The sequence below is a fragment of the Glaciecola nitratireducens FR1064 genome (assembly GCF_000226565.1).
Classification (GTDB): Bacteria; Pseudomonadota; Gammaproteobacteria; order Enterobacterales; family Alteromonadaceae; genus Glaciecola; species Glaciecola nitratireducens.
Genome location: NC_016041.1, coordinates 3,751,852 through 3,770,557 on the forward strand (window position 1 = coordinate 3,751,852; position 18,706 = coordinate 3,770,557).

Sequence of the window (18,706 nt, forward strand, 5' to 3'; positions counted from 1 at the left end):
GTACTTAAAAGTGGGCATTCAAAGTATTTTTTTAAATGCTAGACAAGTCAATTTCTTGATGTAGACTTTAGTTTAAATTAAGGGTAAGCGAATGTTATCTACTCTTAACCTACTTTTTGTCGATAAAGTATTAAGAGCGAAGTGAGGGCTAATTATGTGAACACAGATTCGCACGCTCTCATCAATACGAACCCACAACCCTCGCCATAAAGTTCTCGAAGCAGCGAGCAAAGGTTAAATAGTATGGCCTTAGAAACATCGTCGTTACTTATTGTAGAAGACAATCCTGCAGATATGACTCTTTATCTTCGATTACTCGAAGAAGTTGATCATGGGTTTGAACACATAGAGTGTGTGTCGACTATTAAAGCGGCATCTGATTGCCTTGGGAGTAATTCAAAACATGCTTGCTGTTTATTAGACTTTAACTTGCCCGATGGCAGCGCGTTAAACTTACTTGAGTCATTCGAAAATAATCAGAAACTCGCGCCTTGCCCAATCGTTATCATCACAGGCCAAGAAGATACCAAAAATGCGGTACGACTTCTAAAACTTGGTGTGCAAGATTATATAGTGAAAGATGATTTAAGCCCAAATACGCTGATTCGAACAATACAAAACGCAGTGCAAACTTGGAAACTGACCAAACAGTTAGAGCAGCTCGCCCTTTACGATTCTCTGACCGGCTTAACCAATAGAGGGCTTTTCCTCGAAAAGCTAGAGCAAACATTTAACGAATCAGTGAGGTACAGTCACCGCTTTGGCTTGATAATGCTAGACCTCGACAGATTCAAATCTATTAACGATATTTATGGACATGAAGCGGGCGATTACGTGCTTAGTGTCGTGGGTAAAAAGCTAGAAAATTTTATTCGAAAAACAGATACGGCAGGTAGACTTGGTGGAGATGAGTTTGCCATTTTACTGCCTGAAACAGACGAAGATTCGTCTCGTTTAGTTGCTGAAAAATTACTCTCTTCACTGACGGTCGATATTGTATATAGAAATTCGGTTATTCCTATTACGGCGTCAATTGGGCTGACAGTTTATCCGAGTTTAGCAGACGATAGTAAGAAGCTAATGCGACAAGCCGACGTTGCTCTCTATCGAGCTAAAGCCAAAGGAAGAGCTCAATATGTCACTTACAATGAAAATGAAAAGCGACTTGAGGACGAAAGAGAGCTGTTAAAAGATGCATTACCGATGGCGCTAGCAGAAGGTAAACTTCAGGTCGCGTTCCAACCCATATTTTCAGCTCATGATAATAAGCAGGTTGTGGCGATTGAGGCTTTAACTCGCTGGCAACATTACGATAAATGGATTAATCCAATAGAAACGATTAATTTAGTAATGGAGCTGGGCCTTGATATAGAGTTCCATGATTGGTTGCTGAAGCAGTCATTTACCAAATTCAAAGAGTTTCAGCTTACTCAGCCTAATCTTCAACTTTGCTTAAATCTGCCTGCGAACGTTTGTCATAATCTTAAATTTTCGGAGCTTGTTATTAAGTTAACATCGCAATATCAGGTTGCTCCCAGCAACGTTATTTTAGAAGTCACTGAAACTCATTTAATGATCTATCCAGAAAAGGCAAAGGAATGCTTACTGCGTTTAGTAGAAGCTAAATTTCAAGTTGCCATTGATGATTTTGGCACCGGTTACAGCTCAATGGAATACATTGCGGATTTACCCTGTAACATTCTGAAAATTGATAAAAAATTCTTTTTAGAGCTCGAGCAAAATCAACGTAACGCTAAAATCATTGAAGCTATTTGCGGACTTGCTCACGGCTTGGATATGCGAGTCATCGCAGAAGGCATCGAAAATGAAGTGCTTTGCAAATCCGCACTTGAGCTTGAGTGTGACTATTTACAAGGCTTTCATTTAGGATACCCAGCGATTCCGAGTGGCAGTTGGGAAACGTTTCTGCTGGAAAGCGCAAAAGGACCATATATTTGATCAACTAAATTTGGTTCTATTTTGCATTTCAATTACTTTTGGTTTGTATTGAGCAACTCATAGCCAGCCAAGACATCGCTCAGCTCCTCATCAATTGAGCTCTGCCGCACTCGGTCGAAATCTCTAGTTAGGTTTTCCAATAGTTCATCAATGTTTTTTTCCGCTCGCTGCATTGCAGCGAGGCGACTCGCGTTTTCACTAGCGAGTGACTCAGCGCAAGCACGATATAGCGAAATAAACACGTATTCACGAATTAAAGCCGCGATCGTCGTGCTGCTGCTGCACAGAAATTCTGGCGGCATTTTTGTCGGCCACTGAACCTGAATAAGGTGGTGATACCATTGATGATCGAGCGGCAACAAACGTTGCGACACAGGCTGATAAAGTGAAGCAGACACAGGCCGGTTGTGAAATACATAGACTACTGCGTTAATCGCGCTTGTTCCTTGCGTATCGCTTTCAATTTGAATTTGTCTGACCAAATCAGCAATGGCATTCACGCTCGTAGGCACGCTAAACCCTTTTTCAATTGCCACACCTGAGTCAGCAATACGTGCCTGAACTCTTTCACCAATTGCCCATACGCGCGGTTTTTCACCTAATTTTCTCAGTATGTTAATCGCGAAATCTGCAAGGTCCTCATTGAATTGACCAACCAAACCTTGATCTGAACCGAATACAATAGCACCGATGACTTGGCTATCTGCGGCAGGTTGATGGAAAGCAGGTGCCAAAAGAGGCATATTCGACCGACTCCCACGCAAACTTGCACTTAAACCTAATTCCACCGTGCGATAATAATCGGCCAACGCACTGACTGAATTTTCGTACTGGCTGATACTCGAAGCAGCAACTGCCTTCATGGTTCGAACAACGCCCTTGAGATCGCTCGCACTATTTATTTTGCGCTGAATGTTGGCTGCAGTATTGCTCATATACTTCTCATCACACTGGCAACTCTGGTTCATTCTGAAAGTCGGCAAGTATCTTTGTTGCTAACTCAATGATACTTTTTCGATCATCCTGACTCAAAGTTGAAGCCGTTTCGAATCGTGCCCTTAAGTCTTCGGGCAGTTGAATAATCGCTTTACTTAATGCGCTTTGCGCCGCTCGCATTTGTGTGAGTGGTACCTTATCAAATAGCCCCGAACTCAAAGCAAGCAATACTGTGATCTGGGTCGCGACTAACATGGGCGATGATTCAGCCTGCTTTAAGCATGCGCGAATGCGTCTGCCATGCTCAATAGTTTGGCGCGAGTCGTCATCCAAACGAGCACCAAAGCGCGCGAACGTCTCGAGCTCTTCAAACTGTGCGTAAGCAAGTTTAAGGTCTCCGGTGACAGCACGAAATGCGGCCCTTTGCGCTTTCCCGCCAACTCTTGAAACTGACCTACCCACGTCAATTGCGGGTAAAACCCCCAATTTAAAGAGTGACGGCGACAAATAAATTTGGCCATCCGTAATAGAGATGAGGTTTGTAGGAATGTAAGCAGAAATGTTTTGCGCCTCTGTTTCGATAATAGGTAGCGCAGTAAGCGAACCGCCGCCGCGAGCTTCACACAAATGCGTGGCGCGCTCCAATAAACGAGAGTGAATATAGAAGATATCGCCAGGAAAAGCCTCACGCCCTGGAGGACGACGCAGCAACAGCGACAACTCTCGATATGCCCGTGCATGCTTGGTTAAGTCGTCATACACAATTAGCACATTACGCCCTTGCTCCATAAAGTATTCAGCAATGCTTGTGGCAGCGTATGGCGCAATATACTGTAATCCCGGCGGCTCATTTCCTTCTGTTACTATGACCACCGTATAGGCCATTGCATTATGTTTACGTAAAACGTTAATCGTTTTTGCAACCGTTGCAGCGCGTTGGCCAATAGCGCAATACACACAAATAACATCCTGGTCACGCTGATTTAGAATCGTATCGATGGCGATGGCAGTTTTTCCTGTCTGGCGATCGCCAAGGATAAGTTCGCGCTGCCCACGCCCAATCGGGATCATCGCGTCAATGACAATAAGACCAGTTTGCAGTGGATTAGTAACCGGAACACGATCCATAATAGGAGCTGCCGGTCGCTCGATTGGGGACCGCAAACCAGTGTCAATCACAGCGCCTTCATCTAAAGGCTCTCCTAGAGGACTGATAACTCTTCCAAGCAGTTCATCTCCTACGGCGACGTCCATAACCCGCCCACTGCGACGCACTTCATCACCCGCCTGCAACTTTGAATAATCGCCAAGTAAAACAACCCCAATTTCGAACTCATCAACATTGAATGCGATACCAAGCACATTACCAGGAAAAATAATTAATTCTTCAAATCCCACTCCAGGAAGCCCCGTAACCGTAGCAATACCGGTAGAGACTTTGCTTATGATACCAATTTCACATAACTCTAAATGCGGAGCATGCGCCTCTCGCCCCTGCTGAATACGTGCAAAGGTAGTGTCAAAAATCGCGTCCAAACCGTGAGCTTCGCTGTTCATATTTTCCTTGCTTCGTCACTTTCTCTGGGGGATTGTTTGTCTGCCTCTAACAAAGTATCGATATTTTTCTCAAGTGTTAACAAATAATCGTCGATACTCCACGCTAGCTTTTGACCACTGGCAATCAGTTCAATCCCACAGATTAAGTCCTGTTTAGTTTCGAACTGCAGATCCATGTCAGCATGAAACATTGTCTTAATTGCTTCTTGGATTTTTATTCGCAGCTTCTGCGGCACATCAAATGCGCTTCGAACAAGCGCAGGCTCAGTTCCTGATGTTGCTTTTAATGCCTGTGTTATGCCAGCTTTCACTGGTGCTGTTAATTCATTCAGCGTTTTTATAAAAACTGCGACCACTTGCTCTTCTAAATTTGCGCTGGCTAAGTCCTTCAATGTTTTTCGAGTGATAGCCAAAACTTCTTGTGCGGCTTTTGAACTCAGTGTGTGTTTCAGCTTGTGTGCATCTAACGCTAAGTTCTGCTCATATTTAAGTCGCTCAGCTTGCGCATCTTGTCTCGCTTTTTCAACTAAACGCTGATGCTCGTTATCAGCCTCAGCTATCGCTTTGTGCATCAGTTTGGCGCGCTCTTGTTCAAATTTTTCATTTTTACTGTGAAATTTTTCACGCTCGCTTTCTGCCTTTTCTTGTTGCGCGGCGCCATCAGCAAGCTGCGCCTTAATGCGTTGCTCACGAGCATCAATAGCATGTAATATGGGTTTATATAAATATCGCTTTAGCAGCCATACCAATAAGAAAAAATTAATTGCTTGAGCTGCAACCGTAAACCAATCAATTAACATTTGTTAGTTTCCTGCGCTTTGCGCAATCGCATGATTCCAGAAAGGATTCGCAAAAATCAGGATCATCGACACTACGAAACAGTAAATGGCCGTAGATTCAATCATCGCTAAACCCACGAACAATGTTCGTGTAATGGTAGCCGATGCATCAGGCTGCTGTGCTAACGCGCTCAATGCGGTTGCTACCGCGCGTCCCTCACCCAATGCCGGACCAAGGGAACCAAAACAAATAGTAATGCCTGATATAACGATTGAAGCCACCGCTATCATTGTCATGCTGTCCATATTGTTTCCTCAATTAAACGTTAAATATTTTTTCTTTTGTGTCGAAACCCGACTTAATTAATAGTGCTACTTGCTTAAACCTTCTATGTCTTTAGCTCCTCGGCTAAGCGCGAACGAGTGGCAGCTGCAATATAGACCGCAGCCAAAATACTAAAGATATATGCTTGTACCATACCGGTCAGCAGCCCGAGTGCCGTCATGACTATTGGGAAAATAAATGGTGTGATGGTTAACAAAATACCGATAATCATTGCGCCACTCATCATATTGCCAAATAAACGCACAGCCAGAGCTAAGGTGCGCGACAGTTCACTAATAACGTTAAAGGGCAGCATCAGCACCGTGGGTTGCATATAGGAATTAAGGTATTTGCCGAGTCCGCGCTCAGCGATACCAAAAATCGGTACCGCAATAAACACGGTTAAGGCTAGGGCCATTGTTGTCGACAAGGACGCTGTAGGGGGCTCATAGCCAGGAATAATAGTACAAACGCTGGCTGCCACTAGAAACAAAAATAAAGTCCCTAAAAAACCTAAATATTTATTAGCCTCATGCAAACCAACATCTTTTATTTGTTGTTCGATACCCGTGACAATAATTTCTAGAAAATTCTGCCAACGTGAACGCGCTAATTCCTTGGAAAGTTTCCGGGTGATGAGCAGGGAGCTAATCGTCAATAGAAGCATTAAGCCCCAAGTGAAAACAATTGTGGCGTTCAATTTGAGAAATCCGAACTGCCAATAAACGATCATGTCAGGACTAAGATCCATCTTGGACCCCCTTACTTGAGACCGACGATTTTGCTTCAATCGAACGAGTACCCTGAGTAATCAACAAGCGTGCAGTCAGAAAACCAAGCAAACACAAGAGTAAACGCTGCCATGCTGCGCCAACTAAGTCACTTGAAAGGACCAAGTAAAAGCCGCCTACGGTTAGTCCCATGCGCAGTAGCAAACTGCTTAACATCCATAATGCAGGGTGAGCAGAAAATAAGCCTTTGCGAACCGTCCACCATAAGCCACCAAAGAAAAAAACACCTAATCCAACACCAATACACCATATGACCAACAAAGCTGTTATTGTTTGATACAGTTCGCTCATGCTTTTTTCCTCTACTTTTTCGTTGTTTTCTTCTCTTGACTGGCTTCTTTATTCACTGAGTCCTGCTCATGTTCTTCAGCGCTGGTTTGCTCTGTAGTGCTTTTATCAGAACTGGTCGCATTGCTATTGCTAACTTCATTTTCAGGAGCATGGATCGCCCTCTCTTCTTTTGAGACCCAATGCCATGCATTGAAGCAACCCATTGCCAGTCCAGCGACCAAAAGGGCCAAAGTCCACGATCTTTCACTCGGATGGTATGTATCAATGTAGATGCCTAAACCAGCGCCCAATAGTGTCGGTACGGCAACCGACCAGCCAATTAAACCCATCATCCCTAAACCGAGCCAAACCTTTTGCTCTGGTTGGCGCCGTGCATGCAGCTTTCGCGCTGCTTTTACACCCACTTCTGTAGTCATCGTCCGTGGCGTATTCTTCGGTTCTTGTTGTTTTTCTTCCGTCATGTTTTTCTTATGTCATGTTTTTCTTGTGTCATGTTTTTCTTGTGTCATAGTTTTGGCCTCACTAATATTGGCTAAGAATGCTAACAGTGGGCAATGGCTATCAATCTTTACTAGTTTGTTACCCCTATTTTTGCTTACTTTAGTTAGATTAAGGCTTGTTTATCTTGGCGAATCGATGCAAAAAGCTGCTTTCCAATTTCGCCATGACTCTGCGCACTTGCAGCGCTTGCTCATCCATTGCCAAAAATTCTTTTTCTACCACGTCGCGCAGTTTTTCTAGATCAGCATCCATCATGGCATTACGCACCGACACCAGCACATCGGCACCTGTTTTAACTAACACGCCCTCATCTAGTGCTACAAATACTTCATCTTTTTTTTCTGTTGTAAAAGCCAAAATACCAGGTGGCAAGGGTGCCACGCAGTCAAGTCTATGTGGTAAAAAGCCATACGCTCCTTCATATGTTTCGACCTCGATGTGAGTAACATCTTGTCTGTCTAGCAAGATATGATGAGGCAAAAGCAGCTTAAGGTGCATGTACACTTCAGGCATCAGCTGACGCTTTGTTTGATGATGCTTCGACCTTTTTTTTGGCTTCAGCAATGGTGCCTATCATATAAAGAGAGCTCTCTGAATAATCTTTAAACTCATCGTTTAGTATCCGCTCACAACCGTCGAGTGCATCAGCGAGGCTAACTAATTTCCCTTCTTTACCGGTAAATCGCTCGGTCGTATAAAAAGGTTGTGTAAAAAATCGCTCCAAACGGCGCGCTCGACCCACCACTGCGCGGTCCTCAACGGAGAGTTGCTCAAGCCCCAGCATAGCAATAATGTCTTTAAGTTCAGCGTATTGCGCTAGCGTTTTACGGACTTTCTGAGCTAATTCATAGTGACGTTCGCCAACAACACTGGGCGTCGCCATTTTTGAGTTCGACTGCAAAGGATCGATGGCCGGAAAGAGCCCCTCACTAGCTCGTTTACGCGACAGTACAATTGACGCGGAAAGGTGCGAAAAGGTATGTACCGCGGCTGGATCAGTAAAATCATCTGCGGGCACATACACGGCTTGAATTGAGGTAATAGCCGCTTTGTCAGTGTTAGCAATCCTTTCTTCTAGCCCCGCTAACTCAGTGCCCATGGTAGGTTGATAGCCAAGTCGAGACGGCATTTGTCCCATCAATCCAGAAACTTCCGAACCTGCTTGAATAAAACGAAAAATATTGTCAATGAGCAGCAGTACATCACGCTGTTCATCATCTCGAAAATATTCTGCCATGGTCAGCGCTACCTGCCCAATTCGAAAACGACTGCCTGGGGGTTCGTTCATTTGGCCAAATAGCATCACCATATTGGGCAGAACATCAGCTTCTTTCATTTCCCTATAAAGCTCTTCTCCTTCACGACAACGCTCACCGATACCGCAAAAAATACTCACGCCTTTGTGCTTACCAATCATGTTGTGGATCATTTCCGTTAACAGCACAGTTTTCCCCACCCCGGCTCCACCGAACAACCCGGCTTTTCCGCCGCGTTCAAGCGGTACCAGCACATCAATAATTTTAATGCCGGTTTCAAATATTTCTGAGTTTGTTGAGCGTTGGGCCAATGTCGGTGGCAGACCATAAACTGAACGCCATTTTACGTTAGTTAACTCACCCTCGCGGTCAATAGTGTTACCAAACACATCAAACATACGTGACAGGATACCTCTGCCAACAGGGGCCAGTAGTGGTTGGCAACTAAATTGCACGGTTGTTCCGCGTGACAGCCCTTGAGTTGATGTAAGTGCTATACCACGCACATGCTTTGAATCTCGTTGCTCTAATACTTCAATAACGATCTTCTGACCGTTACCCATAGTGAGCATAGAGTGAATAGTCGGCAGTTGAGTTTCAAACCTGACATCAACGACGCTGCCGCGTATTGCCACGACCACACCATTATTGAGTTGGCTATCACTCGCCTTTACCGTCGTTAAAGTCATATTTTGAGAGCTCATTTTGGTGCTTAAAAGCTCGTATTAAATATTGTCATGCATGCGCACTGCTAGCACGTCCTGCTTAACCCCATGTAAAACTGCATTTGCGGTTGAACCAAGCAGGAGTTTGATACCGCTGCGTCCATGCGTACCAATAACAATTAAATCAGCGTGTTCTTCATTTGCAAACTTCTTAATTTGCTCTGCAATATCACCCAATTTAACGTGGACATTTTGCGCAGGAATACCAAATTTTTTGGCAATCTGCTGAAGCCGCTTCATCGCTTTTTTCATATTGTCTGCATCACTCAGTTCTTTCGTACTCATGCCATATAAGTAAGGCTGAACATAAACAGATGGAAGCGTAACAAAAAGCAAATTCAAATCGTCCTTCGATTCCGCTATTTTTAATGCGCGGTGGATCACGTTTTCATATTCTGTATGGAAATCGATAGCGATTAGTATTTTTCTATAGTTACTCATGGCCTTATCCTCTAAGCAAAAAGACTGATTAAAAAGTATTCGTTACTATCAGCAGATCATAATGCATTCAAGATGACCGTTCTGTGCGGTAGCGCGCAAAGTCAAGCCCAGCCTACAAAAGTAACCTTGCTATCTAATGTGCGCATTCGCACAGACAATTGGCAAGCTTCCAAGCAAACTAACAGATACGCTCAGAAGAATCGGCACAAAAACGCTAGGCAAAGCGCTCTAATAGCGACCTACGTGTATTTAGCCATTAAACATAAGCAAATCATATGAATGTAAAAACTTCTCTCAATAAAATATTTCGTCGTTTCACGCAATTGCGATGGAAGCCAAAATCACCTCTGCCAGTTCAGCAGACGCCAATGAGAGCAGAGTTACTCAATACAGAGCAAATGAAAAAGCATGCAATAGCTTTGGCGAAAAGGCATGAAATTGACCGCTTTAATACTCGTGATCAGCTTTTGAGCCGTCTAGATTCAAATGAACAAGTTCTCATCGACACCAATCATTTATTGGCGAATGCCATAAAGTCTAAGCAAACTATCGCTCCCTCTGGCGAATGGTTATTAGATAATTTTTATCTCATTGAGGAGCAAATCCGCACTGCTCGCTTGCATCTGCCCAAAGGCTATAGCAAAGAACTTCCACGATTGGCAAAAGGAAATTCATCCGGCCTACCTCGTGTCTACGATATTGCGCTTAATGTTATTTCCCATGGTGATGGACGTGTAGATGCAGAAATTTTTGCTCATTTTGTTGAAGCTTACCAAACAGTTACACCGCTGAAGTTAGGTGAGTTATGGGCAATTCCGATCATGTTAAGGTTGGCATTAATTGAGAATTTGCGGCGCGCGAGTGTTCGAATTACAACGTCTCGTCAGTATGTGAATTTGGCTCAGCAATGGGCTCATAAAATGCTTGAAATGGCAGAAAACGACCCTCAAAACTTGATTTTAGTGATTGCCGATATGGCTCGTTCTAAGCCCCTATTAAGCAGCGCTTTCGTGGCTGAGTTAACGCGAAAACTGCAGGGACACGGCTCGGCTCTTGCACTACCTCTAACGTGGATTGAGCAAAAACTGGCAGAATCAAGTTTAACCATCGAACAAATGATTCAAATAGAAACCCAACAGCAGGCAGCAGACCAAGTATCAGTTAGCAACACAATTGGTAGTCTGCGGTGGCTAACTGCGATGGATTGGCGAGACTTTGTTGAAGCCAATAGTAGAGTTGAACAAATTTTACGACAAGACCAATCTGGGCATTATAGTGCAATGGACTTTGCTACACGTGACAGCTACCGTCAAGTAGTCGATAGATTAGCCAAGCGATGTTCATATTCTGAAATTGAAATAGCCAAAAAAGCATTAGCATTAACACAGGAAGATACGAGTGAAGTCAAAGGTGCCAAAGAGCCAACTGGGCATGTGGGTTATTACTTGGTTGACCGCGGCATTACTCAGTTAGAAAGTGAAATTAAAGTAAAGAAAAGTATAAGGACTCGCATACGCTTCTTTGTTCGCGGTATGCCACTCATTCTTTATCTCGGTTCTATTGCAGGTTTAACTGGGTTATCGAGCATTGCTTTGTTTGCTCTTGCTGGCCAAATAGATATTACCGATTGGCGGTTTCTGTTATTGGGATTCGTTTCATTATTGTCCGCTAGTCAACTAGCATCAGCACTCGTTAATTGGCTTGCTACAATCTTGGTAGAGCCCAAGCGGATGCCGCGCATGGACTACTCCAAAGGCTTACCACCAGCAATGCAAACATTGGTCGTTATTCCAAGTATGCTGAGCAGCGCCCAAGGCATTGAATCATTGTTAGAAATACTGGAAGTCAGGTTTTTAGGAAATCGCGACCAACATTTACATTTTGCTCTGCTAACCGACTTCCATGATGCACCTGAAAAAACTCAAGCGTCAGACCAAGCATTGCTGCAACAAGCGCGGGCGGGCATAGAGCAACTGAACGCAAAATATCCGGTGTCGACACCGTCATTGCCTGATCAAGCCGAGCGCTTCTTTCTTTTGCATCGTCCACGCACTTGGAATAAGCAAGAAAAGTCGTGGATGGGCTGCGAACGTAAACGAGGTAAATTAGGGGACTTAAACGCGTTGCTGCGCGGAAAACACAGGGAACGATTCAGTTTAATTGTTGGTAATATTAGCGCACTTACGCAAGTCAAATATGTCATCACGCTGGATACCGACACACTACTTCCAAGAGACTGCGCCCATCAGTTAGTAGGAGCAATGGCGCACCCGCTCAATCAACCTCGTTTTGATAGTCAAAAACAGTGTGTCATTGGTGGCTATGGTATTTTACAACCGCGCATGGCGGCCAGTATTTCTGGAAAAAACCCATCGCGCTATTCGCAACTATGCGGTGAAGAGCCCGGGATTGATCCCTACACCCGTTCAATATCTGACGTTTATCAGGATCTATTCGGGGAGGGGTCTTATATTGGCAAGGGTATCTATGATCTAGATGCATTTGAAAGCTCGCTCAACAATCGTTTACCAGAAAATCAAATACTCAGTCATGACTTACTAGAAGGTTGCTATACCCGTTCAGGCTTGCTGAGCGACGTACATATGTATGAAGAATATCCCAGTCGCTATGACGTTGACATGTGCCGAAGAGAGCGCTGGATAAGAGGTGACTGGCAGATAGCACATTGGTTATTACCTTGGGTGCCTGACGCCACTGGAAATAGCATTCATAATCCCTTGTCACCGTTATCTCGCTGGAAGATATTCGACAATTTGCGTCGCAGTATCGAGCCATTGGCTATCATGCTGACCTTGTTAATGGGCTGGTGGCTAGTGCCGAACGCCACAACTTGGACATTTGCCGTTCTTGCCATTTTTTTCTTGCCACCTGTTTTTACTGCCTTAATCGCTGCTTATAGAAAGCCGAATGAAATGCGAATTAGTCACCATTTACATTCCGTTTTGCGTGATTTTGTGCATCAACTTGCGCAAGCTGGATTTAGAATAGCTTGCCTCCCCCACGAAGCCGTTTTTAATGTCTCCGCGATTTTGCGCAGTATTTGGCGGATGCTGTTTACTCGTCGTCGTTTACTAGAATGGCAACTAAGTGAAGAACAGCCCAAGCAAGGAAGCAATGAGCTTTTGAGGAGCTTCCGCACAATGTGGGCAGCGCCAACTATTGCGATTTTCAGTGCCTTCATTATCATTAGTGTATACACGCAAAAAACCGACAGCGGCTTTGTTTGGTCCACTGATAGTATAAGCAACCTAGTCGCACTTTTTCCTATATTACTACTGTGGTTTTTTTCTCCAGCTGTAGCTTGGTGGCTTAGCCTTCCTCAGTTTCGCCTTGAAACCACGCTCGAACCGGAACAAACTGCTTTTTTGCATAATATCGCGCGCAAAACATGGGCTTTTTTTGACCACTTCAGTTCAATTGACGACAATTGGTTAATCCCTGATAATTTTCAAGAACAACCCGGTCCAGTAACAGCACATCGTACTTCACCTACTAATATTGGATTATCATTGTTGGCAAGCGTAAGTGCCTATGATTTTGGTTTTATTCCTGCAGGAGTCTTGCTACAACGATGCACTGACTGTTTTACCACCTTAGATAAATTAGATCGCCACAAAGGACATTTCTATAATTGGTACGATACACAGTCATTGGAGGTGCTGCCGCCAAGATATATTTCATCGGTAGACAGTGGGAACCTAGCCGGACATTTATTAACCTTACGCTTGGCACTGCTAGAACTCCCCGACCAAAGCATATTTCATCCACGGGTTTATTCGGGTATCAGTACAACTCTCGATATTGTGGAAAACTCATATTCTGATGAACAGCAGCATTTCAAGTCTGCGTCAAATTCGAATGAAGACTTCAATTTCCCGTCAGATGCAATACTGGCGATGCGCAAATTACTAAACTCCATTAGACCGCAAAAAGCATTTAGCATTCAGCAAGTTGTTTTACACCTAATAACCCTCTCTGATGCTGCAGAAACAATCAAAACTAGTCTGCAAAGCGGATTGCATAATGTAACGCTTTCACAAAGTAAGCGTTGGGCGGAAGATCTTCATCAACAGTGTCTCTCAGCACTACAAGAATTGCGTTTACTTACTCCTTGGCTCAGCCTACAACATGCTCCTCGTAACTTAGCATCCTTTGCCAAACCATTTATGCAAGAGAGTAAAATATGTACTATGCGCCAGCTTAGTGAAGCTTGCAGTAAGTACATACTCACTATCGATTTACAGCTTGCATTAGAGATAACTGAACAAGATCGTCAATGGCTGAAGGCCCTTCGGGAACACGTCACGGTCGGTTTAGAAGTTGCTAAACAACGTATTACAACAAGCGAACAGCTAGCAGAGAGAGCAAGCAAATTTGCTGATATGGAATTTGCATTTTTATACGACGATACAAGAAATCTTCTGGCTATCGGCTACAACGTTGACGACCAAAGACGCGATACGAGTTATTATGATTTACTAGCGTCAGAAGTACGATTAGGCAGTTTTGTTGCCATTGCACAAGGTCAGCTGCCTCAAGAAAGCTGGTTTGCTTTGAGCCGGTTGCAAACCAGCGCGGGCGGCGAGCCTGTATTGGTTTCATGGAGCGGTTCCATGTTTGAGTATCTTATGCCTATGCTGGTTATGCCGACATACCCTGGCACCTTACTTGAGCAAACATGTCGTGCTGCCGTTGCCCGCCAAATTGCCTACGGAAAAATGCGAGCAGTGCCGTGGGGTGTTTCCGAATCAGGTTACAATACCGTCGACGCCAGTTTAAACTATCAATATAGCGCTTTTGGGGTACCTGGTTTAGGACTCAAAAGAGGGCTATCGGAAGATTTAGTCGTTGCCCCCTATTCATCCGTTTTAGCGTTAATGGTAGCGCCAGAAGCTGCCTGTGAAAACCTACAAAAACTAGCTGCAAACGGCATGCTCGGTCAGTATGGCTTTTATGAGGCAATTGATTATACGAAAGCACGTTTGCTGCATGATCAAACCAGCGCCATTATCCCCTCTTTCATGGCTCATCATCAGGGTATGAGCTTATTAGCACTTTCTTATCATTTGCTAAAACGCCCTATGCAGCGGCGATTTGAATCTGATCCAATGTTTAAATCTGCTTTGTTACTATTGCAGGAACGCATACCAAAAACTTCAATTTTTCAACCACATATTGAACAACATGCCGAAAGCGGCGTACTTTTTGAGCACCCAGAAGTGTCGGTTAATACTCCGATTACAGCTCAAACTTCAGCGCCCGAAGTACAGTTGCTTTCAAATGGTAATTATCATGTGATGTTAACCAATACTGGTTCAGGTTATAGTCGCTGGCATGATTTGGCCGTCACACGTTGGCGCGAAGATGCAACGTGCGAGAATTGGGGAACCTTTATCTATGTTAGAAATACAAGCAGTAATCACTTTTGGTCTGCAACGTATCAACCTACGCTGAAACCAGCGCAATCATATGACGCTTTATTTTCAGGAGGACGGGCTGAATTTAGACGCTGCGATCATGATATCGAAACTTATAGTGAAATAGTCGTTTCGCCGGAAGACGACATTGAACTGCGCCGTATTCGCATTTGTAATCATACCAACACGCACTGTGAACTAGACCTCACTACTTATGCAGAAGTGGTGATGGCTTTACCCTCATCAGATAATACGCATCCTTCTTTTAGTAACCTTTTTGTCCAAACAGAAATCATTGCAAACGGTCAGGCCATTTTATGTTCCCGACGAGCACGTGCTGCAGACGAAGAGACACCTTGGATGTTCCACCTATTAGTGCCTCATGGCAATGGTGACGGCGTAAGCATTGGTAAGGTTTCAAGCACAACAGATCGCTTAGAGTTTATAGGTCGTGGTCGTTCACTAGTGTCACCACAAGCGCTGCTAGCGTCGGGTGATTTATCAGGAAGTGATGGCTCGGTGCTCGACCCAATCGTGTCCATTCGTTGTCCATTATCATTAGATTCTGGCTTAACCGCCACCCTAGATTTAGTCACCGGCATGGCTAATAGCCGTGAAGAATGTCTTGCGCTTATCGGTAAATATCAAGATCGCCACCTGACCGATAGAGTGCTTGATTTAGCCTGGACGCATAGCAGCGTTGCACTTCATCAAATCAATGTGAATGAATCTGATGTTTTGCTTTATCGCCGCCTTGCGGGCTCCATTATTTATCCTAACATCTCGCTACGAGCAGATGCCGCAATATTAGCTCAAAATCGACGTGGTCAATCTGGGCTATGGGCTCATTCTATATCTGGCGACCTTCCTATAGTCTTACTCAAAATTTCTAGTAGCCAACACATTGAGTTGGTGCGTCAGTTAATTCAATGCCACTCTTATTGGCGGCTAAGAGGGCTGGTAGTCGATTTGGTAATATGGAATGAAGAACAAATGGGTTACCGTCAACTTCTGCAAGACCATATCATGGGTCTTATAACTTCGGGGACGGAAGCCAAGTATATTAATCGTCGAGGCGGCATATTTGTGCGCTCTGGTGAACAAATATCAAGTGAAGATAGAATCCTTTTACAAGCTGTAGCACGTGCTGTGATTATCGATACTCAAGGTACGCTGGCCGACCAAATAAACCGACGTGTTTTAACAGAAAAACGAGTTGCATCACTAAAACCCAGCAATACTTTCAGACTTAAAAAGCCTGAGCCGCAGCGTGCACCAGAGCAAAACCTTCAATTAAACAATGGGCTTGGCGGATTCAGCAGTGATGGCAGAGAATATGTCATTACTACTAGCGCAACTAATAAAACCCCCTTACCTTGGGTAAATGTGCTCGCCAATTCGCAGTTCGGTACGGTAGTTGCTGAAAGTGGACAAGCGTATACGTGGAGCGAAAATGCTCACGAGTATCGGCTAACACCGTGGAGCGAGGACAGTGTTGGGGCGAGCGGAGGAGAGGCGTTTTACTTGCGTGACGAAGACAGTGGTTATTTCTGGTCACCCACGCCAATGCCCTGCACTGGAACAACACCTTATGTTACTCGACACGGTTTTGGCTACAGTATTTTTGAACACACTGAAGACGGTATCGAGTCTGAACTATGTGTATTTGTAGATCTAAACGAAGCCGTTAAATTTTCGGTGCTTAAAATTCGTAATCATTCAGGCTCGAAAAGACGATTAACCGCCACAGGTTATGTAGAGTGGGTGTTAGATGAACAACGTGCCAAATCTGCAATGCATGTAGTGACAGAAATTGACGCTCAAAGCGGAGCACTATTTGCCCGTAACGCCTATAATTCAGAGTTTGGTGATCGAGTGGCTTTCTTTGATGTGGACAATATGTCCCGCAGTTTAAGTGGTGATCGCAGCGAATTCATCGGCCGCAATGGCACGTTACAACGCCCCGACGCAATGACCAGAGAACGATTACCTGGCCGTTTGGGAGCCGCTCTCGATCCTTGCGGAGCAATCCAAGTGCCGTTTGAACTAGCAAATGGTGAAGAAAAACGCATTATTTTCCGACTCGGTGCGGGGAAAAATCTGCACAAGGCACGCTCTTTAGCGTTGAAATTACGGGAAACCGGCTCTGCTCGCCGAGCCCTCGAAAACGTTCACCATTTTTGGCAAAAAACCTTAAATACGGTTCAAGTCACAACCCCCGATCCGGCAATCAACATAATGACCAACGGTTGGCTAGTTTACCAAACCTTAGCTTGCCGCTTTTGGGCGCGCAGCGGTTTTTACCAATCTGGCGGTGCTTTTGGTTTTCGCGACCAGTTACAAGACGCTATGGCACTACTGCATACTCAACCCAAACTATTAAGAGAACATCTGCTCACTAGCGCTTCTCGACAATATCTGGAGGGTGATGTTCAGCATTGGTGGCACCCGCCGGTTGGACGCGGAGTGCGTACTCGCTGTTCAGACGATTACTTATGGCTGCCATTGGCAACTTGTCGCTACGTTATCGGCACAGGTGATATTGAAGTACTTGATGAACTGGCGCCTTTCATTGCGGGACGAGAGCTGAACGACGATGAAGAATCTTATTACGACTTGCCAACAACCACACATGAGAAATCGACTTTATATCAACATTGTGTGCTATCAATACTGCATGGTTTACGTTTTGGTGAAAAAGGCCTGCCCTTAATGGGCTCTGGTGACTGGAACGATGGTATGAGTACGGTCGGCATAGAGGGTAAAGGTGAGAGTGTGTGGCTGGGTTTCTTCTTGTATAAAATACTGCAAGAATTTGCAGATGTTGCAGATTTATATAAAGACGATGCCTTTTCGGAACACTGCAGAAACGAAGCTGACAAGCTTCAAAAGAATTTAGCTAAACACGGCTGGGATGGTGCTTGGTATCGTCGAGCATGGTTTGATGACGGCACGCCTTTAGGTTCATCAATTAGCCCTGAATGCACTATCGATTCTATTGCCCAAAGTTGGTCAGTGCTTTCTGGTGCAGGGGATAAAGAAAGAACAATTCAGGCCATGAATTCACTCGATGAACACTTAGTTCGGCGAGACGAAAAAATAATACAACTGTTAGAGCCACCATTTGACAAGTCAGAGATGAATCCTGGTTACATAAAAGGTTATGTGCCCGGAGTGCGAGAAAATGGAGGACAATATACACATGCGGCAATTTGGGCGACCATGGCTTTTGCGCAAATGGGCGATAGTAAACGCGCTTGGGAATTAATGAATATCATTAATCCTCTTAATCACGGCCTCAGTGCCGAGCAAGTGGCTACTTATAAAGCGGAGCCCTACGTTGTCGCAGCTGATGTCTACGCCGTGGAGCCTCACATTGGTCGCGGCGGTTGGACTTGGTACACAGGTTCAGCTGGTTGGATGTACCGCCTGATAGTAGAGTCCTTGCTGGGGATAACACTAGAAGGAGAACGATTGAAAATTGTGCCGTGTATTCCAAAAGCTTGGACTACTTATTCTGTCGACTATACTTTTGGTAGTACTCAATATCATATTATTATCAAGCAAAATCAGTCTGATAAAAAACCGGCCGAAATAACTATGACACTTGATGGACATACCATTACACCACCTTATGTCCCTTTAATGGATGATCAAGTCGACCATGAAGTAATGCTAACTTTGCGCCAAGAACAGAATAGATGAAA

General features: G+C 44.5%; 12 protein-coding genes. 2 read left to right on the forward strand and 10 right to left on the reverse strand.

Going from position 1 to position 18,706, the window contains the following annotated elements:
- Positions 1-243: 243 nt before the first annotated feature.
- Positions 244-1,959, forward strand: coding sequence for a two-component system response regulator (locus tag GNIT_RS15905; protein WP_014110323.1), 1,716 nt, complete (start codon positions 244-246; stop codon positions 1,957-1,959).
- Between the two features lie 32 nt (positions 1,960-1,991).
- On the opposite strand, the gene GNIT_RS15910 is transcribed toward GNIT_RS15905, so the two are convergent.
- The 10 genes from GNIT_RS15910 to GNIT_RS18020 all read right to left on the reverse strand — a co-directional run bounded on the left by GNIT_RS15910 (position 1,992) and on the right by GNIT_RS18020 (position 9,561).
- Positions 1,992-2,894, reverse strand: a complete 903-nt coding sequence (locus GNIT_RS15910) for a F0F1 ATP synthase subunit gamma (RefSeq protein ID WP_014110324.1) — start codon at positions 2,892-2,894, stop codon at positions 1,992-1,994.
- 10 nt (positions 2,895-2,904) lie between these two features.
- The gene (locus tag GNIT_RS15915) at positions 2,905-4,452 is read right to left on the reverse strand and encodes an alternate F1F0 ATPase, F1 subunit alpha (RefSeq protein ID WP_014110325.1); all 1,548 of its coding nucleotides are present in this window, start codon (positions 4,450-4,452) and stop codon (positions 2,905-2,907) included.
- Complete coding sequence (locus GNIT_RS15920; RefSeq protein ID WP_014110326.1) at positions 4,449-5,252, reverse strand: F0F1 ATP synthase subunit B family protein; 804 nt, start codon at positions 5,250-5,252, stop codon at positions 4,449-4,451. Before GNIT_RS15920 ends, GNIT_RS15915 begins: the two co-directional genes overlap by 4 nt.
- Positions 5,253-5,255: 3 nt before the next feature.
- Positions 5,256-5,537 carry a F0F1 ATP synthase subunit C gene (locus tag GNIT_RS15925; protein ID WP_014110327.1) on the reverse strand — a complete coding sequence of 94 codons (282 nt, stop codon included), beginning with the start codon at positions 5,535-5,537 and terminating at the stop codon, positions 5,256-5,258.
- 83 nt (positions 5,538-5,620) lie between these two features.
- Positions 5,621-6,307, reverse strand: a complete 687-nt coding sequence (locus GNIT_RS15930; RefSeq protein ID WP_041246474.1) for a F0F1 ATP synthase subunit A — start codon at positions 6,305-6,307, stop codon at positions 5,621-5,623.
- Positions 6,297-6,638: an ATP synthase subunit I gene (locus GNIT_RS15935; RefSeq protein WP_014110329.1), complete on the reverse strand. Its 342-nt coding sequence runs from the start codon at positions 6,636-6,638 to the stop codon at positions 6,297-6,299. The genes GNIT_RS15930 and GNIT_RS15935 overlap by 11 nt, the downstream gene beginning before the upstream one ends.
- Positions 6,639-6,649: 11 nt before the next feature.
- Positions 6,650-7,099: an AtpZ/AtpI family protein gene (locus GNIT_RS15940; RefSeq protein ID WP_014110330.1), complete on the reverse strand. Its 450-nt coding sequence runs from the start codon at positions 7,097-7,099 to the stop codon at positions 6,650-6,652.
- Positions 7,100-7,247: 148 nt separating this feature from the next.
- On the reverse strand, positions 7,248-7,652 hold the full coding sequence (locus tag GNIT_RS15945) for a F0F1 ATP synthase subunit epsilon (protein WP_041246475.1): 405 nt from the start codon (positions 7,650-7,652) through the stop codon (positions 7,248-7,250).
- The gene (gene atpD / locus GNIT_RS15950) at positions 7,645-9,099 is read right to left on the reverse strand and encodes a F0F1 ATP synthase subunit beta (RefSeq protein ID WP_202945466.1); all 1,455 of its coding nucleotides are present in this window, start codon (positions 9,097-9,099) and stop codon (positions 7,645-7,647) included. The genes GNIT_RS15945 and atpD overlap by 8 nt, the downstream gene beginning before the upstream one ends.
- 21 nt (positions 9,100-9,120) lie before the next feature.
- Positions 9,121-9,561, reverse strand: coding sequence for a universal stress protein (locus GNIT_RS18020; protein WP_014110333.1), 441 nt, complete (start codon positions 9,559-9,561; stop codon positions 9,121-9,123).
- A 275-nt stretch (positions 9,562-9,836) separates the two neighbouring features.
- Here GNIT_RS18020 and GNIT_RS15965 point away from each other — a divergent pair, with 275 nt between their 5' ends.
- The gene (locus GNIT_RS15965) at positions 9,837-18,704 is read left to right on the forward strand and encodes a glycoside hydrolase family 94 protein (protein WP_014110334.1); all 8,868 of its coding nucleotides are present in this window, start codon (positions 9,837-9,839) and stop codon (positions 18,702-18,704) included.
- Positions 18,705-18,706 lie beyond the last annotated feature (2 nt).